Annotated in this window: 19 protein-coding genes and 1 tRNA gene; 6 read left to right on the top strand and 14 right to left on the bottom strand. The window is 64.2% G+C overall.

Annotation, left to right across the window (positions count from 1 at the left end; genetic code table 11):
- Nucleotides 1-183 precede the first annotated feature (183 nt).
- A complete protein-coding gene (locus ACZ1JC_RS12075) occupies nt 184-771 on the top strand; it encodes a hypothetical protein (RefSeq protein WP_465136633.1) in 588 nt (195 codons plus the stop codon).
- Nucleotides 772-1,091: 320 nt separating this feature from the next.
- Nucleotides 1,092-1,310, top strand: coding sequence for a helix-turn-helix transcriptional regulator (locus ACZ1JC_RS12070; RefSeq protein ID WP_465136634.1), 219 nt, complete (start codon nt 1,092-1,094; stop codon nt 1,308-1,310).
- A 63-nt stretch (nt 1,311-1,373) separates the two neighbouring features.
- Here the strand turns inward: ACZ1JC_RS12070 and ACZ1JC_RS12065 are convergent, their stop codons facing one another.
- From ACZ1JC_RS12065 to ACZ1JC_RS12055, 3 genes are all read right to left on the bottom strand, one after another.
- Nucleotides 1,374-1,658, bottom strand: coding sequence for a sigma factor-like helix-turn-helix DNA-binding protein (locus ACZ1JC_RS12065; protein ID WP_465136635.1), 285 nt, complete (start codon nt 1,656-1,658; stop codon nt 1,374-1,376).
- Nucleotides 1,655-2,542 (bottom strand): ArdC family protein, encoded by an 888-nt coding sequence (locus ACZ1JC_RS12060; protein ID WP_465136636.1) that lies wholly within the window; start codon nt 2,540-2,542, stop codon nt 1,655-1,657. The genes ACZ1JC_RS12065 and ACZ1JC_RS12060 overlap by 4 nt, the downstream gene beginning before the upstream one ends.
- 599 nt (nt 2,543-3,141) lie before the next feature.
- Complete coding sequence (locus tag ACZ1JC_RS12055) at nt 3,142-4,380, bottom strand: capsule biosynthesis protein (RefSeq protein WP_465136637.1); 1,239 nt, start codon at nt 4,378-4,380, stop codon at nt 3,142-3,144.
- 265 nt (nt 4,381-4,645) lie between these two features.
- On the opposite strand from ACZ1JC_RS12055, the gene ACZ1JC_RS12050 reads away from it, so the two are divergent.
- The gene (locus ACZ1JC_RS12050; protein WP_465136638.1) at nt 4,646-6,130 is read left to right on the top strand and encodes an LTA synthase family protein; all 1,485 of its coding nucleotides are present in this window, start codon (nt 4,646-4,648) and stop codon (nt 6,128-6,130) included.
- Between the two features lie 381 nt (nt 6,131-6,511).
- Entirely contained in the window at nt 6,512-6,961 is a 450-nt protein-coding gene (locus tag ACZ1JC_RS12045; protein WP_465136639.1) for a sterol desaturase family protein, read from the top strand.
- Nucleotides 6,962-8,001: 1,040 nt separating this feature from the next.
- On the opposite strand, the gene ACZ1JC_RS12040 is transcribed toward ACZ1JC_RS12045, so the two are convergent.
- The 8 genes from ACZ1JC_RS12040 to pepN all read right to left on the bottom strand — a co-directional run bounded on the left by ACZ1JC_RS12040 (nt 8,002) and on the right by pepN (nt 16,717).
- On the bottom strand, nt 8,002-9,264 hold the full coding sequence (locus tag ACZ1JC_RS12040; RefSeq protein WP_465136640.1) for a tyrosine-type recombinase/integrase: 1,263 nt from the start codon (nt 9,262-9,264) through the stop codon (nt 8,002-8,004).
- Nucleotides 9,265-9,429: 165 nt separating this feature from the next.
- Nucleotides 9,430-9,503, bottom strand: a tRNA-Gly gene (locus ACZ1JC_RS12035).
- Nucleotides 9,504-9,608: 105 nt separating this feature from the next.
- Nucleotides 9,609-10,145, bottom strand: a complete 537-nt coding sequence (locus ACZ1JC_RS12030) for an adenine phosphoribosyltransferase (RefSeq protein WP_465136641.1) — start codon at nt 10,143-10,145, stop codon at nt 9,609-9,611.
- Between the two features lie 92 nt (nt 10,146-10,237).
- Entirely contained in the window at nt 10,238-11,050 is an 813-nt protein-coding gene (locus tag ACZ1JC_RS12025) for a cytochrome c1 (protein WP_465136642.1), read from the bottom strand.
- Between the two features lie 28 nt (nt 11,051-11,078).
- Nucleotides 11,079-12,371 carry a cytochrome b gene (locus ACZ1JC_RS12020; RefSeq protein WP_465136643.1) on the bottom strand — a complete coding sequence of 431 codons (1,293 nt, stop codon included), beginning with the start codon at nt 12,369-12,371 and terminating at the stop codon, nt 11,079-11,081.
- Between the two features lie 23 nt (nt 12,372-12,394).
- Nucleotides 12,395-12,928 (bottom strand): ubiquinol-cytochrome c reductase iron-sulfur subunit, encoded by a 534-nt coding sequence (petA, locus tag ACZ1JC_RS12015; RefSeq protein ID WP_465136644.1) that lies wholly within the window; start codon nt 12,926-12,928, stop codon nt 12,395-12,397.
- 377 nt (nt 12,929-13,305) lie between these two features.
- Nucleotides 13,306-14,079 (bottom strand): peptidoglycan editing factor PgeF, encoded by a 774-nt coding sequence (gene pgeF / locus ACZ1JC_RS12010; RefSeq protein ID WP_465136645.1) that lies wholly within the window; start codon nt 14,077-14,079, stop codon nt 13,306-13,308.
- Nucleotides 14,080-14,083: 4 nt separating this feature from the next.
- Complete coding sequence (gene pepN, locus ACZ1JC_RS12005; RefSeq protein WP_465136646.1) at nt 14,084-16,717, bottom strand: aminopeptidase N; 2,634 nt, start codon at nt 16,715-16,717, stop codon at nt 14,084-14,086.
- Nucleotides 16,718-16,801: 84 nt separating this feature from the next.
- Here pepN and ACZ1JC_RS12000 point away from each other — a divergent pair, with 84 nt between their 5' ends.
- Entirely contained in the window at nt 16,802-17,650 is an 849-nt protein-coding gene (locus ACZ1JC_RS12000) for a Rossmann-fold NAD(P)-binding domain-containing protein (RefSeq protein WP_465136647.1), read from the top strand.
- Here the strand turns inward: ACZ1JC_RS12000 and ACZ1JC_RS11995 are convergent.
- The gene (locus ACZ1JC_RS11995) at nt 17,560-18,477 is read right to left on the bottom strand and encodes a DMT family transporter (protein ID WP_465136648.1); all 918 of its coding nucleotides are present in this window, start codon (nt 18,475-18,477) and stop codon (nt 17,560-17,562) included. The genes ACZ1JC_RS12000 and ACZ1JC_RS11995 overlap by 91 nt on opposite strands.
- Nucleotides 18,474-19,469, bottom strand: coding sequence for a threonine aldolase family protein (locus tag ACZ1JC_RS11990; protein WP_465136649.1), 996 nt, complete (start codon nt 19,467-19,469; stop codon nt 18,474-18,476). Before ACZ1JC_RS11990 ends, ACZ1JC_RS11995 begins: the two co-directional genes overlap by 4 nt.
- Before the next feature lie 62 nt (nt 19,470-19,531).
- On the opposite strand from ACZ1JC_RS11990, the gene ACZ1JC_RS11985 reads away from it, so the two are divergent.
- A complete protein-coding gene (locus tag ACZ1JC_RS11985; protein ID WP_465136650.1) occupies nt 19,532-19,822 on the top strand; it encodes a GNAT family N-acetyltransferase in 291 nt (96 codons plus the stop codon).
- Nucleotides 19,823-19,966: 144 nt separating this feature from the next.
- Here ACZ1JC_RS11985 and ACZ1JC_RS11980 read toward each other — a convergent pair whose 3' ends face one another.
- Nucleotides 19,967-23,563, bottom strand: coding sequence for a hydantoinase B/oxoprolinase family protein (locus tag ACZ1JC_RS11980; RefSeq protein ID WP_465136651.1), 3,597 nt, complete (start codon nt 23,561-23,563; stop codon nt 19,967-19,969).
- Nucleotides 23,564-23,800: the final 237 nt, after the last annotated feature.

The following is a 23,800-nucleotide window of genomic DNA, read 5'->3' as shown; positions in this document are numbered from 1 at the left end:
ACTCGGTTTTCCGGGGTGCCGTCGCGTATGTCCAAGCCTTCGGGTTAAAGGCGGCGGCGCATGTTACTGACATGTTACCAGCTCCGGCGGCTCCCGCGCGTTAGCGTGCGGGAGTTCGGGACTGGTCCGCAAGTTGTCCCGAAGCCTTCCGCCAACCCGCCTTGATGCGGACCGGAGGTGCCAATGGACGTTCAAGTTCCTGCTGCTTCACCCGATGAAATCGCCGCTGACTCTGCGGCGCTCAACTCCTTGCCCGATGAGAATTCCGCGCTCGCCGCGCTCTGGAAAATCTACGATGCCGAACCGGTGCGGTTGCTGCGCACCAAGCAGGGCCGCAGCCTCAGCCGTGACCGTTACAAACGGGCCGAACAGTTCGCGGCCATGCTGTCTCCCGAAGCGCCGTTCGACTGGCCGGACTTTCTCTATTCGACCGGCATCGTCGCGCAACTCGCACTGTCCTCGCATCTGCTCGATGTGGGCTTTCCGGACAGTTGGTGCGCGCGGTACGTCAGCCTGCATGTCGACCGGTCGCTGGCCTACGCCAACGTCACCGCGTTCGGCTACGATTGCGCGGAGACGGCAAGACTGATGCAAGTGCTGGCGCCCTACTGGAAATGGAACCGTCGCAACCTGATGGACGGCCAGCATCCCGACGATGGCGGCTTCACTCCCGACGAGGTTCGGGCGCTGGTTGCCGCGCTGCTGGCGCATGTTTGCCAGGTGACCGGCCACACACGGTCGCGACAGCGGCAGCGGGCGGCGAAATCCTGATTACACCACTGTGGCGCTGAGATTCCGCTAAGCAAAGCGGCGTGATCGCCGCTGAGTTCTGGCGCGATTCGCGTGCCTGCGAGGACAGTGATTCGCTCCCAACCCGTGCTTTGAGACGGCTTGGGACGCGGCCACCGGTCGCGCGCCTCCGGCGGTGAGACTCTTTTTGGTGTCGATTGGGTGCACATAGCGCCCCTTAGAGTACACTTAGGGTACACTTCGTGCCCCCCTACATTTTCAGGTACTTGCGCCCCGCTCGCGTTGCCCCAATCTTGCTCATGGCCGGCCAGTCCACCTCATGAAATCGGAGGACACGCCACATGACCATAATGCCCCATGATCGTTTTCTGCGCCTGAATATCGTTCTCGAACGCACGGGCCTTTCCCGCGCGACCCTCTACCGCAAGATCCAGTCCGGGACGTTCCCAAGGCAGGTTCGCATCGCCGAGCGCTGCTGCGGTTGGCGCGAGAGCGCCGTGACCGAATGGATGAATAGTCCCATCTCGTACCTCGTCGACGATTTCCCGCCGCAAACCTGAACACTCCTCGCGCCCGCAAACAGGGCCGGGGCGCGTCCGCTGCAGCGGACGCGCCCCGGTTCCTTACCAGCCCTTGCGCTCTTGCCGATCCCGCGAGCGCACGATCATGCCCATTGCGCAGCCAAGCTCTTTCTCCACCCGGCGAACACTGATGCCCATCTGCTCGGCGATCTGCTCATAGCGAAGACCTTCGAACCGCCAGAGGCAGAAGGCCCGATTGGGCAGGTACGGAAGCGAGTAGATCGCGCGCGCCAATCGTCGCAGTTCGGGCTGCTCGTACTCGGGGAAAGCATTACGCAGGAACGCCTCGTGGATGCGCTGCTCCAGCCGATAGAGATACCACCTCATGCTGCTTCCTCCCCGAAGGCGAGGAGGTAATCGGCTGCCTTGCTGGCAGCGCTGGCCGCCCGGAAGATCGCCTTCTCGTCGGCGCGCAGCACTTCGAGCCATGAACCGATGTAATCGCTGTGCCGCACCGTGGGCTGGATGCCGAGCGATGCACAGGCAAAGGCCGACGTCATTTCGGCAATCAGCTCTTCCTTGGCGTACGATGCCGAACCGTACTTGCCGGTCTGATCGCGGTTCAAACGCGCCCTGCCGCCAGCCCAGTGACCAAGTTCATGAAGGGCCGTCCGGAACCAGTTCACCGGCTCATGGAAAACCGCCTGAGGGGGCACCTGCACATAGTCCTGCTTGGGTGAATAATACGCCTCGTCGCCGCCGATCCGGAAGTCAGCCCCGGTAGCGGCAATCAGCCGATCCACCTCGGCAATCGCCATGACCGGATCGGGCACCGCCGGTTCCTCCGCATACTGCTCCGGTAGCCCTTCGATCTGATCAAGGTTGAACACGACAAAGCGCTTCAGGAAAGCAACCGTCCGCGCCTCGCGATCCTCGCACCGCGCCTGCTCGGTCTCGGCCTTTGGGGTGAAGCGATCTGCATAACAGATGACCGTGCCCTTCTCGCCGCGCCGGACATGACCGCCTGCGGCCAGGGCCTGCTTGTAGGTCAGCCAGCGCTGTGACGCGAAGCGGCGTTCCACCGCCTCGCACCACAGGATCAGAATGTTGATCCCCGAGTACACTCTTCCGGAAACCGCATTGTGCGGCATCAAGCATGGACACCGCGCACTATCCCAAGGCTGCACCCAAGGCAGCCTGCCCTCTTCAAGCTCGGCAATGATGCGAGACGTGACCTCTCCATAGAGGCTCTGACGATTGGTCCTTTCCATTTCTCCTGTTCCTTTCCTCAACCGCCATTGACCGGCGCCGGGGTGGCGGGGGGCGGCAGGAGCGGACCAAAAGCCTCGCCTGAAATGGCGGGGTGCACCCGAAAGGCCGAAATGAAATGGAGGACCTGGGCATCGCCCAGGTTGCGGCTCGCCATGGCGGGGCTAAGGGGCCGTGACGCCCCCCGTCACCCTGGAGCCGAGGCACACGCCGACGCGCCAAAGGCGCGGAGACCGCTGACGGGACGCGGACAGCGTTCCGCCCGGCCCGCTCAAGGCGGGACGGAACGCGTCATGCGATCGTTACGGCTATGCCGACGAGACGCCGCAGGCGGCTCGGTTGAGCGTCAGCGAGATAGAGCGCGGTCAGGCAATCAGGCCTGAGACGCCCTTCCAACCCGGAAATGCAATTCCTACTCGAAAGCACGAATTATGAGCGTCGCCAGAAATTTTCGGGGCGCAGCCGCATTGTAGGTCGCCCGAAATTCCGCATTTCGACGCCTCGAGCGCTCCCTCAAAAACCGAATTTTTTCCTATCTGCGGAAATTCGTGCTTTCGAGTAGCAATTGCCTCGGCAGCGCCAATCAGTGAGCCCCCTCATCTCATTCCGGCAGCAACGCTTTGCCCTCGAAGCGGGCCACAGCGTGACGCACAACTTTGGCGATCGCTTCTTCCGAGAAGAAACCGCCGGGGATCAGGCAGCGTTCCACCAGCACGCGGCGGAAAGCTGCGAAGGTCTCGGCATCAGGCGCGACCGGGTTCTGCCAGAAGGCGTCGAGACCGTTCTGGTTGGTGATGTCCGGAATGTCGTAGACCGCGTGGCCCAGCGCCACCACCGGCACGCCCATGGCCAAGCCCAGCGTCCCGCTGGTGCTGTTCACCGTGACCATGCCGCGTGCCTGCCGGGCAACGGGGACGATATCGCCCCAGGGTAGGTAGTCGACCCGGTCGGCGACACCGAAGCGCGCGGCCATGTCGGCGGTTTCCTGTTGCCAGTCGCGTACGCCGTTATCGAGCGGATGTTCCTTGACCACTAGGCGCGTGTCCGCCGGCGCATGTTTGGCGAAAGACTTCACGATCTTCTGCAAGGCCGGGCCGATGCCGGTGAAGGGCGAGTGCAGGCGTATCTGCGCATCGGAATCGAGTTGCAGCGGGAACAGGAAGTACGGCGCGCCCGATGCTTCGAGTTCTGCCAGCAACTCCCCACTGTAAGCCTCGCGCTCCTGGCGCCGGCGCAGCTTGCGGAACCAGCCTACCGCCTCGACAGCCGGGTGCCAGGGGCGGTGGTTGCTCCAGTGCGGATAGTACCAGCGTGTCAGTACGTCGGCGGCATTGTAAAGCAGACCCTCGGCCGCGCGGCGACGGAACGACGCGGGGACTTGCGCATGCGGCGGCACCGGGGGCAGGGCGGCGGCCGTCTCGCGGTACCAGACGGGGTCGCGCGGCAACGAGGAGTGGCCGTTGACACCGCCAAGTTCCAGCGTGACCCAGTCCGGGCGGACATAGCCTTCCTCGAAGACATGGACCGGAATGCCGAGCCGGCGGCAAACCTCGATTGCAGGCCGATGATAATCCCGGCAATCGCCGAAGAGCGTCACATCGGTGATGCTGCGCTCGCAGACCAGCGCCTCGAACTCCAGCGGCCATTCCTCCAACGATCCGCGGTAGTCGATGCCGTTGGGCAGGCGCCAGAACAGCCGGTCGCCGCCGTTGAAGTTGACCTTGTGGACCGTATGCCCGGCATCCATCAGCCCCTGGCCAAGACGGCGGAACAGCGGGCCCATCAGGCCCTGAAGCATCAATACGGTACGTTTTCCGGTTCCGGCGGGAAGGTCAGGCATCCTCAGAAAAACGCTCCACTAAGTCACTTTCCGGAAAGACGCATAGCGCCCCGGCTTTGCACCGACACGATGTGACAGGCCTTGGATCCAAGCCGTTAGTCCGCCTCGCGAAACGCGGCAAGTCCACCCATGATCTGCAGCTTCACATCCGTCAGACGTAGACGCGGGATGACAGCCTTGGAGCCGCTCGCTATGAGCGCGGTCCCGCCCGCTGAAACAGGCTCGAACGGGGCAGGGTGCAAGGTCTGGATAGCGCGGCAGGACAGTGACGATCGACGGACTGACATTCGTGGCCTTATTGATCGGCGCGCTTCTGCTCGACGGGTTGGTGCGCCCGCGAAACGCCAATTTTCCAATGCCTTTGCCGCGCAGCACGGCAGGATCGTGGCTGCTGATGTGGATTATGACGGCCCTGTTCGGCCTGTTCCTGGCCGCTTGCGGCAATCTGGCAGTATCCGCAGGACTAGCCCTTGGCCTCCTGGCGCTACTGGCCGTGGCCTCGAATGCCAAGCATGCCATGCTCGGCGAACCGTTGCTTTTTTCGGACCTCGCGCTCATCGGGGCGATATTTCGCCATCCACAGTTTTATCTTTCCGCTGTCGCAATCTGGCAGCGGATAGTCGCCGGACTGGTAGCGCTTGTTCTTTTCGCGCTGCTGGCCTGGCTCTTCGTGCCGGCGTTGCAACTGCACCTGATCGGGCTCGGCATTCTGGCCTTGAGCCTTACTGCTCTAGCGCTTTCCGTGCGGTCCGCGCCGATCCGGTGCCTTGCTCGCGTGCCCGATGCTCATACCGATGTCCTTCGCCACGGGTTGCTGCCGGTGCTGCTGCTCTATTGGCTGCGCTGGCGCGAAAGCTGCGACCCTTCGCCCTGCGCTGGCGAGACGCGCTCGCCAGTTGCCGACGCGCCCGAGATAGTCGTGGTCATACAATGCGAAAGCTTCGCTGATCCTGTCGAACTTTTCGCCGATCCCGCGCTGGCCCTACCTGGCCTGACGGCAGCGCGGACAGGGGCCTTCCAATGGGGCCGGCTTAGGGTCAGCGGCTTCGGCGCTTATACAATGCGCACCGAATATGGCGTACTGTTCGGTCTGGACGAGGAGGCGCTGGGCTTCCGCCGCTATGATCCGTTTCTCACTGCGCTGGGCGAGGCTTCCTATGCCTTGCCGGCACGGCTGAAAGCTGAAGGCGCGAACTGGCGCAGCCTGTTCGTCCACCCGCATGACATGCGCTTCTATGGCCGCGACCGAATTATGCCTGCGGCCGGTTTCGACGACCTGGTTGGCGAGGACCGCTTTGCCCCTCCCGGCCCCGGAGAAGGCCGCTACGTGACCGACGCAGCGATGGCGGACGAGATCGTCTTGCTCGCTTCGAAAGCCGCGGAGCCGCGCCTGATCTATGCCGTCACGATCGAGAATCACGGCCCCTGGGCGCCGGACGGGCAACCCCATGGCGATCTGAAGCAGAGCTACATGCGCCTCGTACGCAACAGCGATGCGATGCTGACCACGCTTGTCGAACGGCTCGGGGCGCTCGGGCGACCGGCCTTGCTGGTGTTCTTCGGCGACCATCGCCCCAGCATTCCAAACGCCACCGCGGCGGGTGGGGACCGGCACACACCTTATGTGATGATGCGCCTTGATGGAGGTGGACAAGTCATGCCGGGCGAAAATCGACAAGCCGATCTCACCCCCGCGGGACTGCATCACGCGGTTTTGACATCCGTGCTAGGAGCCCACGGTCCAGCTTGAACGCGGCTCCTACCAAAAGCACGACCCCCGCATATGCATAGCTCTGTGACGATGCATCAATGCGCTCCCGCCCTCACTAAAAGCACGATTCACCGGAATTCTCTCAGCCGGAACTGGAATTGATGGCGCGACCTCGATGCAACACGCTTAGGCTGTCAACATCATGATGGTACTAATGGCTTGACAGTCCATGGCACCTACTGTTCGAGATTGGACGCAATGCCATCACTAGAACCTAGTCCGCAACGTATCCGCTTGTTCAAGAGCGAGAAGCTCGAACGGTTTACGTTGATCTCTCCGCGCACTTTCGCGGTGGTCTGGGCTATGCTCCTGCCTGCCATCGCATGGGCAGGGTGGGGCGCCGTTGGCCCCCTTGCAGGAGTGTCCCTTGTTCTGGCCGGTCTGCTGGTGTGGTCGCTATTCGAATATGCCATGCACCGCTACCTGTTCCATTGGGAAACCGAAGTGCCGATGCTACGGACGTTCGTGTTCCTGATGCACGGCAACCATCACGATGCCCCTAACGACCCTCTGCGCAGCCTCATGCCATTCTCCGCCAGCGTACCGATCGCGGCCATAGTCTGGGGCATCTTCGCGCTGCTGTTCGGCATGCCCGGGACCTGGCTGTTCCTGGGCTTCATGGTCGGTTATGTGATCTACGACGTGGTCCACTACGCCGCGCATCAATGGCCGATGCAGGGCAAGCTTGCCCAAGCGATCAAGCGTCATCACATGCGCCATCATTATGTCGATGAGGGCGGCAACTTCTCGATCTCGGCCATTTTCTGGGATCGTGTTTTCGGTAGCAAGATCCACTCTCTCAAACGCTAACGCTCGGAAAAGGCCTGAAATCGATCCTGAAGCGCAACCAAGCACTTTCGGGGCCTAACTTTGCGACTTAGCAGTGCATACGGACCATATTCTTGAACTGGCAGCAGACCTTCACCTCGCGCGGTTGGAAGGTTCCTTTTGCTGGCAAGTCCCTGCTCCAGATCGGTAAGGAACTTCGTCCCAAGCAAGACCGGGCATCGTGGGCAACTCGCGCATTCCCGATGCCGCCGTGCAGGACAAGGCGGATTTTCTTTGGATTGCCGAGCTTGAGAAGCTTCGGGAAATGATTCGCGACGAGCCGTGCACATCCGCATGGAGGACGTCCCTTCCATGGGCGGTATTTCCTTCGACCACGGCCGGAATGCGGCGGACCGCCGTTGACGCGCCTTCTTACTCAAGGGCTATGGCTACCGTCCGAAGCAGAATGCCGCCCGCGCGCCATTCACGGCCGCCGCGATCGAGAAGATCCTCGGACTGGTCAAGGCCAACTTCTCGGTACTGGAGGCCAAGACATCACCAAGGCCATCGAGCGCGCGATGGCAGAATCCGGCTATCAAAGGCGATTAGCTCAGATCTTCGTGCTTTCGAGTAGAAATATGCCTCGACGGTCGGAGGCGCGTGAATGCCCTGTCTCGCACCGGAGGAAATGCGCGCCGCAGCGACGCTTCACTGCGGCTATTCCTCGAAATCGCGCAAATGATCGAGAGACCGCGACCCTAAATTCAATTTCTACTCGAAAGCACGAAGTTCGCATCGCTCGGGCGCTCAAGCGGTCTTAATCACCATTCTGCGGTGATTCGATGCCGCCCGCAAAATTGGTGCGTTAGTCGGCGTTCGCGGGAATCGATCAACCGAGCCGAGCAGTCCTCCAACTCATAACCCTCAACCACCGCCACCATCGCCTCAAGCAAATTTCCCGCATCGCTACCTTCCTGGACTCCCCGCAACTGCTCGATCAGCCTCAACACTGATCCATGATCGCCTGCGTTTCTGATACTTTGTATGTTCATCATTTCCTGGCTCCGCCGGTTGGACTTGTCTCAAACGACAGTCAAAACCGGGCCTCGACGGCCGAAATCAGGGCGAATTATCTCCGCGCCGCCGCCGAGCATGTCCAGATAATCCGACCAATGCTGCATCATCCGGACGCGCTCATCCCAGTGCTGGCCGCGCGTGTATGCCCGCCGCACAGCGCTTGCTTCGACGTGCGCAAGCTGCCTCTCGATCGCGTCAGGATTCCAGATGCCCATCTCGTTCAAAAGCGTCGCGGCCATTGCCCTGAAACCGTGAGCGGACATGTCTTCGGGGCCATAGCCCAGACGCCGCAGGGCGCTGTTGATTGTCATGTCCGACATCGGCCGTTTCGTCGAGCGGACCGAAGGAAACAGGTAGCGACTGAAATTCGGACCATGTTCGATCTCGCTTATGATTCCGATGGCCTGACGGGATAGAGGTACCGAATGCGGCCGCCGCATCTTCATTTTGTGTTCGGGGATGGTCCAGACGCATCGATCCAGGTCGATTTCCGTCCATTCCGCATGGCGCAATTCACCCGGACGCGCGAAAAGATGTGCTGCAAGACGGAGCGCGATTGTAGTCAGTTGCGCGCCGTCGTATCCTTCGATCGCGCGCATCAGGGCCCCGACCTCCTTAGGCGTGGTGATGGCGGCCCGATGTGTGACCTTGGGCGTTACAAGAGCGCCGCGCAGATCGGCGCAGACGTCGCGTTCTGCCCTGGCCGTAACAATGGCAAACCGAAATATCTGACTGCACAGGGCCCGGGTGTTGACGGCGGTGTAGAATTTGCGCGTCCGTTCGATCTTCCTGAGCGCGAGAAGCACCTCCTGCGCAGTGATCTCCGAAATCGGACATCCGCCCAGATCGGGCATCACAAGGCTGAGTTGCCACTCGTATTTTTTGATCGATTTTGGCGACCTCTCCTCGAGCCGGACTTTCTCCAACCATTCCTCCGCGACTGCCTTGAACGTGTTGGCGGCCGCGACCGATTCCTCGATTTTTTTGAGTTTCGCCTGCCGGTTCGGATCGATGCCGTCCTTGAGCAAGCGTCGCGCTGCAAGAAGCCGCTCCCGAGCCTCTGCGAGACCGACTTCCGGATATCGTCCGAACGAGGCCGTCTTCTGCTTTTTGTGGAAATGATAGTTCATGCGCCAATAGCGCGCGCCGGTCGGCTTAATCAGCAGATACAGACCATCCCGGTCGGACAGCTTGTATGGTTTGCTCCGGGGTTGAGCGTGGGCGACAGCCTGCGCGGTCAGGCCAGGCCTGCGCGATTCTCCATACATATGGGTGGACCTCCAACAGCTTTGAACGACTGCAGGACCATCCTCTGTGCCAAATCTGACTGAGATTGCATGGAACATATCCGGAACTGCCCGGACATTATATCAGCAAAAAACGGCGGAAAACAGCCGTTTACGGGACCTTTTGAGAGGTCCTGAGAGGGCAGTTGGAGCGGGTAGCGGGAATCGAACCCGCATAGCCAGCTTGGAAGGCTGGAGCTTTACCACTAAGCTATACCCGCCCGCTCGGAACCTGCCGATGGGGCTTGCGCCGCCAGAGGCAGGCGCTTGCCATGAGAAGCGGCGGCTCGTCAACGGTTCTCTTGTTAAAATTCTTGTGGAGGCTGTCAGTGGCCTTCGAACGACAGCAGGCCATCCGCCGCGACGCCCGCAGTTCTTAGGCGTTCGGCCCCGCCCAGTTCGAACAGATCGATCGCGAACAGCGCATGGTCCACGCGTGCGCCGGCGCGGCGAAGGAGTTCTACGGCGGCCAACGCAGTGCCCCCGGTCGCCAGAAGGTCGTCCACCAACACTACGTGCTGCCCCTCGCTCACAGCGTCTGGGTCTACCTCCAAGGTGTCGGTGCCATATTCCAGCGCATAATCGATCGCGATTACCGGTACCGGCAGTTTGCCAGGCTTGCGCACTGCCACAAAGCCGAGGCCCAGGCGGGATGCGATCGCGGCACCGAAGATGAAGCCGCGCGCTTCGATCCCGGCGATCGCCTCAGCGCCGACGGCGGCGGCACGTTCGGCCATCAGGGCGACGGCGGCGTTGAAACCAGGGCCGTTGCCGATCAGCGTGGTCACGTCGCGGAACAGGATGCCCGGCTTGGGGAAGTCCGGAACGGTGCGGACGATCGCCTTGATCTCGTCGAGTGTCATGGACGTGGGACCTAGCCGCTGTGGGCGACAAACGAAAGACCCCGCCATCCGGAGGGATGGCGGGGTCTTCGAATTCGGCGCTATGGCCGGCCTTAGTGCTTCTTGCCGGCCCAGATGTTCCGGTAGGACATGTAGCCCAGCACCGTGGCGAAGAGCAGGAAGCCCAGCACGGCCCAGCCGGTCTGCTTACGCTTTTCCAGCTTCGGTTCGGCGGTCCAGACAAGGAAGGCGGCAACGTCGGTGGCCATCTGTTCCTTGGTCGCCTTGGTGCCATCTGAATACGTCACCTGCCCGTCAGCGGTCAGCGGCGGCGGCATCGCGATGTTGAGGTTCGCGAAGTACGGGTTGAAGTGCAGGCCATCGGGCACCTTCGCGTCCGGGAACTGGCGCAGCAGTTCCGCCGGCTGATCGCGATAGCCGGTCAGCAGCGACCGCACATACTGCGGGCCTTCGTGACGCGCCTTGGTGATCAGCGAGAGGTCCGGCGGCGTGCCCTGTCCGGCGTAGACCACCGGCGGGAAGTAGTCGGTCGCGGCGCCTTCGCGCGTTGCCACTTCGCCAGTGGCCGGGTTGAAGACCGGCACCTGGAAGCCCTTGGCGATCGCCTTCACTTCAGGCTGGCTGTAGCCCAGCGCAGCGAGGTCGCGGAAGGCGACGTGGCGGATCGCGTGGCAAACCGAGCAGACTTCCTTGTAGACCTGGAAGCCGCGCTGCAGCTGCTGGCGGTCGAACTTGCCGAACGGACCGTCACTGGCGAAGTGATATTCCTCCGGCCCGATGTGGAATTCATGCTCGGCGGTGGGCGCGGCCGGTTCGGTAGCCCAGGTGTAGAAGCCTACGCCGAAGGACCACGCCAAAGCGACCGTGAAGAACAGCCCGACGAGGATCGAGAGAATGCGTGCCATGTCTTTCGTCTTTCGTACCAGCTGTTGATCAAGCTTCCAGCGCGGCGGCGGGAGCGAGTTTGGCTTCTTCATCCGCGCCGAGGACAGCCTCGGTGATGGAGAAGGGCAGCGGATCCGGCTTCTCGATGGCCGAGACGATCGGAACGATGATCAGGAAGTGCGCGAAGTAGTAGAGCGCCGCGAGCTGGCTGATCATCACGTAGGGTTCTTCAGCCGGGGCGCCGCCGCAGTAGAACAGCACCAGCATGTCCAGCACGAGAACCCAGAAGAACTTGCGGTAGAGCGGGCGATAGGCGCCCGAACGCACCGGCGACTTGTCCAGCCAGGGCAGGAAGAACCACACCAGGATCGCGCCGAACATCGCCATCACGCCCATCAGCTTGGCCGGGATGAAGAAGAAGTTCTGCGTGAAGGCGCGCAGGATCGCGTAGAACGGCCAGAAGTACCATTCGGGCACGATGTGCGCGGGCGTGCTCATCGGGTTAGCCGGGATGTAGTTGTCCGGGTGGCCGAGGTTGTTCGGGAAGAAGAACACCACTGCGCAGAACAGGATGGCGAAGACGCCGATCGCCCAGCCGTCCTTGGCGACGTAGTAGGGGTAGAACGGAACGGTGTCGCTCTGGCTCTTCACTTCCACGCCGGTCGGGTTCGACGAACCGGGGATGTGCAGCGCCCAGATATGCAGGATCACCACGCCCAGGATCACGAAGGGCAGCAGGAAGTGCAGCGAGAAGAAGCGGTTGAGCGCGGCATTGTCCGGCGCGAAGCCGCCCAGCAGCCACTGCTGCAGCGGCTCGCCGACAAACGGGATCGCACTGAACAGGCCGGTGATGACCTTGGCGCCCCAGAAGCTCATCTGGCCCCAAGGCAGCACATAGCCCATGAAGGCGGTGGCCATCATCAGCAGGAAGATCACGACGCCCAGCAGCCACACCATCTCACGCGGGGCCTTGTACGAGCCGTAGAAGAAGCCGCGGAAAATGTGGATGTAGATGACGACGAAGAAGGCAGAGGCACCGTTGGCGTGCGCATAACGCATCAGCCAGCCCCAGTTCACGTCGCGCACGGTCTGTTCGATGGTGTCGAACGCCACGGCGGTGTTGGCCGCATAGTGCATGGCCATGACCACGCCGGTGACGATCTGGAGGATCAGGCAAAGCCCTGCGAGGAAGCCGAAATTCCAGAAATAGTTCAGATTGCGCGGCACCTCGTAACCGCCGCCGACGGCGTTGTAGACGAGGCGCGGGATGGGAAGCTTTTCATCCATCCACTGCATGAAAGGGTGGCTCGGCTTGTATTCCTTGGCCCAGGGAAAGCTCATTTTCTTTATCCTCTCGCTTCGCCTCAGCCGATCTTGACGACCGTGTCACTGGAGAATTCGTATTCCGGAACCTCTAGGTTCTTGGGCGCGGGGCCCTTACGGATACGGGCGGCGGTATCGTAGGCAGATCCGTGGCAAGGGCAGAAATATCCGCCGAACTCGCCGCGCGGCTCACCTTCGCCGGCGCCCAGCGGCACGCAGCCCAGATGGGTGCAGACACCCATGGTGATCAGCCAATTGGTCTTGCCTTCCTTGGTCCGTTCCTCAAGCGTCTGCGGATCGCGCAGGCTGGAAACGTCAACCTTGTTGGCTTCCTCGATCTCGTGCGGGGTCAGGTTGCGGACGAAGACCGGCTGCTTGCGGAAGATCGCCTTGATCGCCTGACCGGGCTGGATCGAGGATATGTCGACCTCCGTCGAGCTTGCGGCAAGCACGTCTGCCGAAGCGGACATCTGGCTGACGAGCGGAACGACCACCCCGACGCCTGCAACTCCCGCAGCGCTTACTGCGGCGATATTGATGAAATCGCGCCGGCGCACGCCGTCTGCCTCAGCCATGTTTGCCCTTGCCCTACAGTTATTGACTTGTTTTTATCGACAACCCGCCCCGGTGCAATCCGGAGGCGAGCCCAGATCCTGACCACTTGTTATTTTAGCCTGGTATACCCCGTTAAGGGTCGCCCGATCCGAACACACCACTGTGTCTGCCCCGGACCGAATACCGACCTATCGGGCTGATATACACGAAAATCCGGTGTGCCAACCGCCTTTTTGGCAGGACGATGGCGCGGGCGGTGCCAGCAAATTCAAGCAATAAGGCACTACCGCGCAAACCGGGGCAAGACTGGGACAAGACCGGACGATGGGGAACGCGGGGGCGATCCGCAAGACATGCCGCCGGGGTTAATCAATCCCCCCGGCGATCAGGAAACCCGTCAAGGATTGGCAATCAATGAGAACTGGCGGCCGTAATTCGCCTCTGCCCGATGGGTGGCGCGGCGGAACGAATAGAATCGTTCCGGCTGCGCGTAAGTATCGAGCCCGAGGCGTTCCACCCCGGCAATTCCGGCCGCTTCAAGCCGCGCGGCGACATAGGCTTCCAGATCGAACTGCCAGTGCTCCGGCCTGCCGGGCACGAAGAACCGCCCGTTGCCTGCCGACTGCGCCATGAAGCGGTCATGAAATCCTGCGTCCACCTCGTACGAAACGGCGGCGATGCAGGGGCCGACCGCCGCAACGATCCGCGATGGCTCGGCACCCAGCGATATCATCGCGGCGATGGTGCGATCAGTGACACCGGCCACCGCGCCCTTCCAGCCTGCGTGCGCCGCGCCGATCACGCCGGCCTCGCGGTCGGCCAGCAGCACCGGCGCGCAGTCCGCGGTCAGCACGCCCAGCACCACGCCGGGTCGATCGGTGACGAGCGCGTCGGCATGGGGCCGCTCGGCATCGCTCCACACGTCGTCTCCCACGGTCACGCAATCGGCCGAGTGGATCTGGTAGACGCTGGCCAGCCGCCCGCCGGGCAGCACAGCCTTGACCGCGCGGCGGCGATTCTCGGCAATCGCGGCCGGATCGTCGCCCGAACCGAGGCCGACGTTGAGGCCGGACACGGCCCCCGTGCTAACCCCGCCGATACGGCCGAGAAAACCGTGGGGGATATCGCCCAGCACCCCGGCGCGGTTGACCTCCACTGTGCTCACAGCCATCGAATCAGCCAAGGCTCTTGCTCACCTGTTCGCGCACGTCGCGCGAGAGTTCGCCCTGTGCCATGGTCTGCTCCAGTTCGGCGCGCATCATCTCGGCGCGCACCGGCTCGATCCGCCGCCAGCGACCAAGGTGCGGCACGAAGCGCGCGGTGGTCTGCGGGTTGATCGGATCGAGGCGGCGGATCAGGTCGCCGATCAGGCGATAGCCCTCACCGCTGGCATCGTGGAAACCCTTGGCGTTGAGCGCCAGCGACATGAACAGTGCGCGTACGCGGTTGGGATTGTGCAGGGTGAAATCGGGATGCTCGGCCAGCGCCCGGACATGATCGAGCACCTGCGGGTGGAAACTGCTGGCCTGCAGCTTGAACCACTTGTCGATCACCAGAGCATTGCCCTGATAGCGCTGGTGGAAGTCGGCCAGCGCTTCGGCCCGCTCGGGCCCTTCGAGATGGCACAGCACGGTGAGCGCGGATTCGCGATCGGTCATGTTGTCCGCCGCGCGGTACTGGGCGATGGCGCGCGCCGCGCCTTCGACGGCATCGCCCGAGGCGATCAGGCCCAGTGCCTGCGCCTTGGTCTTGCGGGCGCCGCGCGCAGCGGCATCGCGGCCGTAAGGCACGGCGGAAACGCGGTCGTGCAGAGCCTTCAGTTCATCGGCCAATTCGCCGCCCAGCCACTGCTTCAGCGCCTCACGCTCCTCATGGATCGCGTAAGGATCGGCGACGAGCACCTGCTCGGCCAGATAGGCGACGGTCGGCAAGCGCATGAGTTCGCCGCGCATCAGGTCGTCGAGCGCCTCGTCGGCGGCAATCGCGGCGAAAGCCTTGCCGATGGCGGCGCGGCCGGCGGCGCGATCGGCATCGGCAAGTCCGCCGCCCACCGCCGCGACTAGGTGCTGAACGACCAGGCTCTGCATCGCCTCGTAGCGGGCAAAGGGATCGTCGTCGCGCGCGGCGAGGAACACCAGATCCTCGGCATCGCGCTCGAACTCGATGGCGACGGGGGCCGAGAAGCCGCGATTGATCGACAGCACCGGCAGGCGCGCGAAGCCTTCGAACGTGAAGCTGTCCCGCGCCTTGTCGAGCACGATCAGCCGCTCGCCCGCGTGGGTGCCGGTATCGCGGTCATAGAGCGCGATGCGCAGCGGGATCGGCATCGGCTGCTTGTCCGGCTGGCCGGGCGTGGCCGGCACGGTCTGCGCCAGGGTCAGCGTCGCCACATCGCCTTCGTGGGTGAGCGAAACCGAGACTTGCGGCGTGCCCGCCTGCGAATACCAGAGGCGGAACTGCGTGAGGTCCAGCCCGGCGCCCTGCTCGATGGCCTTGACGAAGTCCTCGCAGGTCGCCGCCTCGCCGTCGTGGCGGTCGAAGTAGAGGTCCGTGCCCTGACGGAAGCGTTCGGTGCCCGCCATGGTCCGCATCATGCGGATCACCTCGGCGCCCTTGTTGTAGACGGTCGCCGTGTAGAAATTGCTGATTTCCTGATAGGAATCCGGGCGGATCGGATGGGCGAGCGGCCCCGAATCCTCGGGGAACTGGCCGCCGCGCAAGGTGCGCACATCCTCGATCCGCTTGACCGGCTCGCTGCCCATGTCGGCGCTGAACAGCTGGTCGCGCAGGACGGTAAAGCCTTCCTTCAGCGAAAGCTGGAACCAGTCGCGGCAGGTCACGCGGTTGCCCGACCAATTGTGGAAGTATTCGTGGCCGATCACGCTCTCGATCCCGTCATAATCGGCATCGGTCGCGGTTTCCGGGTCGGCAAGGACGTAGCGGGTGTTGAAGACGTTGAGGCCCTTGTTCTCCATCGCGCCCATGTTGAAGTCCGACACGGCGACGACGTTGAACAAGTCGAGATCGTACTCGCGCCCGAAGGCTTCTTCATCCCACTTCATCGAGTGAATCAGCGAATCCATCGCGTGCTGCGTGCGCTGTTCGTCGCCCGCGCGGACCCAGATGTTGAGATCGACCTTGCGGCCCGAGCGCGTGGTGAACTGGGCATGGTTGGCCACCAGATCGCCTGCCACCAGCGCGAAGAGGTAGCTCGGCTTGGGCCAGGGATCGTGCCATTCGGCCCAGTGCGTGCCGTCGGCATTCTCGCCCGTGGCGGTGCAGTTGCCGTTGGAGAGCAGGATCGGGAACTGCGCCTTGTCGCCCGCCATGTGCACCGAATACGTCGAAAGCACATCGGGGCGGTCGGGGAAGAACGTGATGCGGCGGAAGCCCTCGGCCTCGCACTGGGTGCAGAGCATGCCGTTCGAGGCGTAAAGGCCCATCAGCTGGCTGTTGCCGGCCGGGTTCATCGCCGTTTCGACTTCGACCTCATGCGCGTCGCCCGAAAGCTCCACCAGCAGGTCGGGCCCATCCAGCCGCCAGTTGTTCACCGCCTCGCCATCAACACGCACGGCGAGCGGGGCGATCTGGTCGCCGTTTAGGCGCAGCGTCGGGCTGCTCTCGCCGGCCGGATTGCGCGTTACCGAGAGTTTCGCGGTGACATGCGTGGCGTCGATGCCCAGACGGAAGTCCAGCGCGATCTGCGGCACCAGCCATTCGGGCGGCCGATAATCCTCGCGGTGGATCACGGGCGGGGCCGTGATTACGGGCGCGGCGTCGGGCTGGGCGGCGTTGCTGACGATGTCCATAGGCTTCGAGTTAAGCCCCCCGCCTTGCGATTGCCAGCCGTGCCGCTACGAATTCGCAGCGATTTTTGAGAGAAAGCGAAAGCGATGGCGCCGCGCCTGTTCATCTTCGGCCTTGGCTATACCGCTGGCGTGGTGGCCGAGCGGCTGTCCCGCATGGGCTGGGAAGTGATCTCCACCGGCCGCGACGGCACGCTTTCGTTCGAGGATGAGGGCAATGTGCGCCTCGCGCTGGCCGATGCCGATCATGTGCTGTCCTCAGTCCCGCCGGGCAATGAAGGGCGCGGCGAAGCGCTCGATCCGGTGCTGGACCGTTATGGCGACGCGCTGAGAGGCAACGCGCTGTCCTACCTTTCCTCCACTGGTGTCTATGGCGATACCGGCGGCGCGTGGGTGGACGAGAGCGCCCCCATCGGCACGGGCCGCCGCACCGCGCGGGCAGAGGCGGACCGCGAATGGCTCTCGCTGGGCGCGCGGGTCTATCGGCTGCCCGGCATCTACGGCCCCGGCCGCTCCATGCTCGACCGCGTGCGCGAAGGCCGCGCGCATCGCATCGACCTGCCGGGACAGGTGTTCAGCCGCGTGCATGTGGCGGACATCGCCTCGGGCGTGATTGCGGGACTTGCAGGCCCGGCGGGAGCCTACAACCTTGCCGACGACCTGCCCTGCGCGCAGAACTTGGTGGTGGAGGAAGCCTGCCGCCTCACCGGCGCGCCGCTGCCCCCGCTGCAGAGTCTGGAGGAAGCTGAGCTCTCGCCGATGCCGCGGGCGTTCTATGCGGAGAACCGCCGCGTCGCGAGCGGCAAGGCACGGCAGGTACTCGGCTGGAAACCGCGCTTCGCGACTTACCGCGAGGGGCTGCGCGACATCAGCGCCACCACCAGGCCTACCGTGGCCAGCCCCGCACCAGCAATCGCCAGCGGCGACCAGCGGTAGCCTTCGAACAGCGTCGAGATGAACATGGCGATCACGATCACCGCCACGCCGTTATAAGCCGCCTTGCCCGCCCCAAGCTGGCGGATCAGCGTGTAATAGAGCGGAAAAGTCACCACCGAACCGAGTATGGCAAGGTAGGCCGTGCCCATCCAGTAGCTCGCCTCATGCGGGATCACCGGCGGGCCGGCGAAGACCAGCGCCAGAAGCACATCGCAGATCGTGCCATAGAGCATCGCCCAGGCCAGCAGGCTCACCATCGGCAGCGCCTTGCCCGTATCATTGGCCTGAATCACGTTCGACACCGAGGCGCACATCATCGCGATCAGCGCAAAGACGGTGCCCAGCACCACTTTGCCGCCCAGCGGCGCCTCGTGCGCTTCGTGCAGCAACAGCAGCGCCAGACCGCCAATCGCGATCAGGCTGCCGATGGCAAAGCGCAAGGTGATCGGCTGCTTCAGCAGCACCCGCGCCAGGATCGCATTGGGCACCAACAGCAGCCCGATCATGACCGCGACGATGCCCGATGTCAGATGCATCTCCGCCCGATAGACGAAGTTGTAATTGCCGCAGAACTGGGTGACGCCGACCGCGAAAGCCAGCAATTGCCCGGCTTTGCCCAGCTTCAGGCTCTTGCGCATGGCAATCGCCACAAGGAACATCGCCGGCGTCGCCAGCGCAAAGCGCCACGCCACCGACCAGCTGGCCGGCACCACACTGATCTGCCCGGTGATGACGAACCAGGTCGATCCCCAGATCAGTGCCACCAGCAGGAACGGCAACGCGACCGCCGGCTTGAGGAAACTCGGCGCGGTATCGGCCGCGCTCACAGCGCGGCGATCGCGCGGGCGAGCGCGGAAACGTGCTCTTCGCGGGCATCCCATGCGGTGACGAGGCGCGCGGCATCGTCGCCCCAGTCATAGAACTCGAAGCCCTGCGCCCGCAGCGCCGCACGTTCGGCAGTGGTGGAAGTGAGGAAAATCTCGTTCGCTTCGACCGGGTGCAGCAAGCGATCCCCCGCAGAGCCCGCGATTTCGGCGGCGGCGGCATTGGCCGCGCGCGCATTGCCCAGCCAGAGGTCACCTTCCAGCATCGCCAGAATCTGCGCGGCCAGATAGCGGCCCTTCGATTGCAGATGCCCCGCGCGCTTGCGGCGGAAGCGGACCTTGTCCGCCATCGCCGGATCGAAGAAGACAATGGCCTCGGCGCTCATCGCCCCGTTCTTGACCATGCCGAAGCTCAGCGCATCGACGCCCAGCGCCGCATCCGTCGCGCTACCGCCAAGGAACGCCACGGCATTGCCGAAGCGCGCGCCGTCCATATGCAGACCCAGCCCCTTGCCTTTCACGAAGGCGCAGAGCGCGGCCAGTTCCTCGGGCCGATAGACGCAGCCATATTCGCTGGCCTGCGTGATCGAGACGGCGTGCGGCTGCACCTGATGCACGCCGTCCCGGATCGGGTCGATCACGCGGGCGATCGCATCGGGCGTGATCTTCGCGCTTTCGCCATCGGCCAGCAGCAGCTTGGCGCCGTGAAGATAGAAACCGGGGGCGCCGCCCTCGTCCATCTCGATATGCGCCTCACGGTGGCAGATCACCGCGCCGTGTGGCTCGACCATGGCCGAAAGCGCCAGACAGTTCGCCGCCGTGCCCGTCGCCACCCAGAGCGCCGCGCAGTCACGCCCGAACAGCGCGGAAAAGCGCGCGTCCAGCGCCTTGCTGAGACCGTCGCCATCGTAAGGCGAATCGGGCTCGTCGGCAGCCTTCATGGCATCCCAGACCCTCGGGTGGACCCGTGCGGCGTTGTCGGAAAGGAACTTCATGGCCATATGCCCTAAAGCGGACGCACTGGCCGTCAAGCATACCTTTTCGGGAGCCTCCACATATGGTCGGCGTGACTATCACTGCGCATGAAAACGGAAATTCCGGCGAGTACGTCGCCCACGTGGCCGACAGCGATGCCACCGGGCGCCTTGTATGGGCGGAACGCGGCGGTGTTCGCTATGCCGAGCATACTCTGGTGCCGCCCGTGATCGGCGGACGCGGCGTGGCCGCGCGGCTGGTGGAGGCGATGGTCGCCGATGCGCGGGAAAACCACTTCAGGATCGGCCCTTCGTGCAGCTACGTCGCCGCGGCGTTCAAGCGACATCCGGAATGGGCGGATGTGAAGGCCTGAACTGACACACTACTTTTCCGAACGAATTCCGTCGCCCCCGCGAAGGCGGGGGCCCCGCTTTCCTTGTGCGCGGCCTGAAAGAACAAGCGGGATCCCCGCCTTCGCGGGGATGACGAGATTGGATTGGTGAGGTGAGGCCCGGCGTTACTGCTCCCGCCCGAATCCCCCACCGCCCGGCGTCTCGATCACAAACACATCCCCCGGTTCCAACTGCGCCGTAGCCGTCGCGCCCAGTTCCTCGACCGAGCCATCCAACCGCTCGATTCGGTTCCGCCCCGGCTCTCCATCCGCGCCGCCCGAAAGGCCGAAAGGCGAAGTCTTGCGCCGCTGCGAGAGGATGCCTGCCTGCATCGGCTCCAAAAACCGCACGCGCCGGGTGGCGCCATCGCCGCCCTTGTGCGCGCCCGAACCGCCCGATCCGCGCCGGATCGAGAACTCCTCAAGCAGCACCGGATAGCCCGTTTCCAGCACTTCGGGATCGGTGAGGCGGCTGTTGGTCATGTGGGTCTGTACCACCGGCGTGCCGTCGAAATCCGGCCCCGCGCCCGAACCGCCCGAGATCGTCTCGTAATACTGATAGCGGGCATTGCCGAAAGTGAAGTTGTTCATCGTCCCCTGAGCAGCGGCCATGGCGCCCAGCGCGCCGAACAGCGCATCGGTGATCGCCTGACTCGTCTCGACATTGCCCGCGACGACGGCGGCCGGGGCCCTGGGATAGAGCATCGAGCCTTCCGGCACCCGCAAGGTGATCGGCCTGAGGCACCCCTCGTTCATCGGCACCGCATCGTCGATCAGCGTGCGCACGACATAGAGCACCGCCGCGCGCACCACTGGCAGCGGAGCATTGAAATTGTCGGGAAGCTGGGCGCTGGTGCCGGCGAAGTCGATCGTCGCCCCGCCCGCGGTGCGGTCTATGGTGACCGAGACGGCGATCTCGGCGCCGTTGTCCATCGGTACGCGGAAACTGCCCTCCTGAAGCCGCTCGATCAGCGCGCGGACGGCCTGTTCGGCATGGGCCTGAGCATGGGCCATATAGGCGTCCACCACCTCGCGCCCCTGCTCTCTCGCAACGCGCCGCAGTTCGGAGGCGCCGCGCTGGCAGGCGGCGAGCTGGGCGCGCAAGTCGGCAAGGTTCTGCTCGATCGCGCGCGAGGGGTGCGGGCCGGAGGCGAGCAGTTCGCGCAGCGGTGCTTCCTGAAGCGTACCCCGATCGACCAGCAACACGTTGTCGATCAGCACGCCTTCCTCACCCAGCGAACGCGAACCCGGCGGCATCGAGCCGGGGCTGATCCCGCCGATATCAGCATGGTGCCCGCGCGCGGCGACGAACCAAGCCGGAACCGTCTCGCCCTCGATAAAGACGGGCATGACCACGGTAATGTCGGGCAGATGGGTGCCGCCATCGTAAGGCGCGTTGAGGACATAGGCGTCGCCGGGCAGGATGCCCCGGCCGTCCTTCGCATCCCCGCGCCGCTGAAGGATCGTGCGCACGCTCTGCCCCATCGAGCCCAGATGCACCGGCATATGCGGCGCATTGGCGACGAGATTGCCCTCGCGGTCGAACAGCGCGCAGGAGAAGTCCAGCCGCTCGCGGATGTTCACCGAACTGGCGGAGTGCTGGAGCGCGGCGCCCATTTCCTCGGCAATCGCCATGAACAGCGCGCCCATGATTTCGAGGCGCACCGGATCGCATTCGGTGGAGAGATCGGCCTGCACCTGCTGCGGTGCATCGCGCGTCAGAATGAGGTTGCCGACATAATCGACGCGCACCCGCCAGCCCGGCTCGACGACGGTGGTGGAAACGTCATCCACCACCAGCAGTGGGCCATCGGCCGTAAAGCCCTCCGCCAGTCCCTCACGCAGATAGAGCGGCACGCGGTGGTGTGCGCCCTGCGTCCAGAGATCGACCTGTTCGGCCGCGGGCGACGACTCTGCGGGAAGAACCAGCGTCGCGCCGCCACCGGAATGACCGGCGTGGACCGCCTCCACCCGCAGCGTTTCGCCGATCAACTGCTCGCCCGCGCCGAAGCCGAAGCGCTGGTGCCAGCCGGCGCGGAATGCCTCCCGCATGGCATCGAGCGGGCCGACCGGCACTTCGATGGCATTGTCACTGCCCTTGGGGCGCACGGCCAGCGCCGCCTCGATGGCGATCTCCTCCGGGGCGATGCCCTGCGCAGCCAGCGCCGCCCGTGCCTCATCGCCGAGAGTCGCAACAGCGGCGTCGAGTGAGGTCATGGCGTCACCCTCCAGCGACAGCGCCAAAGTGCGCTGGCGCAGCATCCGCCGGTCCGCGAGGCCCATGCCATAGGCCGAAAGCACCGAGGCCAGCGGGTGGCACAGCACGCTCGTCACACCCAGCGCATCGGCCACCTTGCAGGCGTGCTGGCCGCCCGCGCCGCCGAACGTCACCAGCGCCGCGCGGGTCATGTCGTGGCCGCGCCGCAGCGAGACGGTCTTGATCGCATTGGCCATGTTGGCGACGGCGATTTCCAGAAAACCTTCCGCCGCCTGTTCGCGCGTCAGTTCGCGCCCCGTAGCGGCGCGGACTTCGGCCAAGACTTCGTCCATCCGTGCCTCGGCCGCGGCAAGATCGAGCGGTTCGTTGCCTTCGGGGCCGAAGACATGCGGGAAATGCTCGGGTCGCAGCTTGCCGAGCAGCAAGTTGCAGTCGGTCACTGCCAGCGGGCCGCCACGGCGGTAGCAGGCCGGGCCGGGCACCGCGCCGGCGCTCTCCGGCCCAACGAGGAAGCGCGCACCGTCGAAGCGGCAGATCGATCCGCCGCCCGCCGCTACCGTCTCGATCCGCATCATCGGCACGCGCACGCGGGCGCCCGCCACGCGCGTCTCGCTGTCGCGCTCATAGGCGCCGGCATAGTGCGACACGTCGGTGGAAGTGCCGCCCATGTCGAAGCCCAGCACGTGATCGAACCCGGCTTCCTTGGCGATGGCCGCCATGCCGACAATGCCGCCGGCCGGGCCGGACAGGATCGCGTCCTTGCCCGCGAAGGCATCGCCCGTGGTGAGCCCGCCGCTCGACTGCATGTAGAGCGCGGAAACCTTGGGCCCCAGCCCCGCCTCCAGCCCGGCGACATAGCGGGCCAGCACCGGCGAAAGGTTCGCATCCACCACGGTAGTATCGCCGCGCGCGATCAGCTTGATCAGCGGGGCGACCTCGTGGCTCACGGAGACTTGCGTGAAGCCGATCTCCCGCGCGAGATCGGCCAGCGCCGCCTCATGCGCCGTGTGACGATAGCCATGCATCAGCACCACGGCCACGGCGCGCAGGCCCGCATCGAAGTGCCGTTGCAGGCCCGCACGCGCCGCGCCCAGATCGAGCGGGCGGTGGACCGTGCCATCGGCGCCGACACGCTCGTCGATTTCCAGCACGGCGGAATTGAGCGGATCGGGCAGAACGATGTGGCGCGCGAAAATGTCGGGCCGTTCCTGCGTGCCGATCTTCAGCGCATCGCCGAAGCCACGCGTGATCGCCAGCAGCACCGGCTCGCCCTTGCCCTCGAGCAGGGCATTGGTGGCGACGGTGGTGCCCAGGCGCAGTTCGGCTTCGGGAAGGTCTCCCGCCGCCGTGCCGGTCAGCCGCCGCATCGCCTCCACAGCGGCGTCGTCATAGCGGCCGGGATCTTCGGAGAGCAGCTTCAGTCGCTCGAACCGCCCATCGGGCGCGCGCGCCACCACGTCGGTAAAGGTGCCACCACGATCGACCCAGAATTGCCATGTGCTCATGCGGAGCTTCATGGCCGGGGGAGCGGGGAGAGGGAAGGCGAAATGGGAGAAAATGTTCGGGTTGGGTTGGCGCCGCCCCACAATGGTCAACGTCGCCAACCAAACTCCGTCGCCCCCGCGAAGGCGGGGGTCCCGCTTCCCTTTGCCAAGCGCGCAAGAAAAAGCGGGATCCCCGCCTTCGCGGGGATGACGAAATGGTTTTGGTAGGGCTTGCGTGCCGATACGGGCAGGATGCCG

The sequence above is a fragment of the Sphingomonas sp. BL-S-28 genome (assembly GCF_055521515.1).
Note: the sequence above shows the minus strand (reverse complement) of the source record. Positions and strands in the feature narration are given on the sequence as shown.

Coding starts and splice junctions, on each gene's coding strand:
- ACZ1JC_RS12075 (WP_465136633.1), top strand. CDS start 184: ATGGACGTTCAAGTTCCTGCTGCTTCACCCGATGAAATCGCCGCTGAC.
- ACZ1JC_RS12070 (WP_465136634.1), top strand. CDS start 1,092: ATGACCATAATGCCCCATGATCGTTTTCTGCGCCTGAATATCGTTCTC.
- ACZ1JC_RS12065 (WP_465136635.1), bottom strand. CDS start 1,658: ATGAGGTGGTATCTCTATCGGCTGGAGCAGCGCATCCACGAGGCGTTC.
- ACZ1JC_RS12060 (WP_465136636.1), bottom strand. CDS start 2,542: ATGGAAAGGACCAATCGTCAGAGCCTCTATGGAGAGGTCACGTCTCGC.
- ACZ1JC_RS12055 (WP_465136637.1), bottom strand. CDS start 4,380: ATGCCTGACCTTCCCGCCGGAACCGGAAAACGTACCGTATTGATGCTT.
- ACZ1JC_RS12040 (WP_465136640.1), bottom strand. CDS start 9,264: ATGTATGGAGAATCGCGCAGGCCTGGCCTGACCGCGCAGGCTGTCGCC.
- ACZ1JC_RS12030 (WP_465136641.1), bottom strand. CDS start 10,145: ATGACACTCGACGAGATCAAGGCGATCGTCCGCACCGTTCCGGACTTC.
- ACZ1JC_RS12025 (WP_465136642.1), bottom strand. CDS start 11,050: ATGGCACGCATTCTCTCGATCCTCGTCGGGCTGTTCTTCACGGTCGCT.
- ACZ1JC_RS12020 (WP_465136643.1), bottom strand. CDS start 12,371: ATGAGCTTTCCCTGGGCCAAGGAATACAAGCCGAGCCACCCTTTCATG.
- petA (WP_465136644.1), bottom strand. CDS start 12,928: ATGGCTGAGGCAGACGGCGTGCGCCGGCGCGATTTCATCAATATCGCC.
- pgeF (WP_465136645.1), bottom strand. CDS start 14,079: ATGGCTGTGAGCACAGTGGAGGTCAACCGCGCCGGGGTGCTGGGCGAT.
- pepN (WP_465136646.1), bottom strand. CDS start 16,717: ATGGACATCGTCAGCAACGCCGCCCAGCCCGACGCCGCGCCCGTAATC.
- ACZ1JC_RS12000 (WP_465136647.1), top strand. CDS start 16,802: ATGGCGCCGCGCCTGTTCATCTTCGGCCTTGGCTATACCGCTGGCGTG.
- ACZ1JC_RS11990 (WP_465136649.1), bottom strand. CDS start 19,469: ATGAAGTTCCTTTCCGACAACGCCGCACGGGTCCACCCGAGGGTCTGG.
- ACZ1JC_RS11985 (WP_465136650.1), top strand. CDS start 19,532: ATGGTCGGCGTGACTATCACTGCGCATGAAAACGGAAATTCCGGCGAG.
- ACZ1JC_RS11980 (WP_465136651.1), bottom strand. CDS start 23,563: ATGAGCACATGGCAATTCTGGGTCGATCGTGGTGGCACCTTTACCGAC.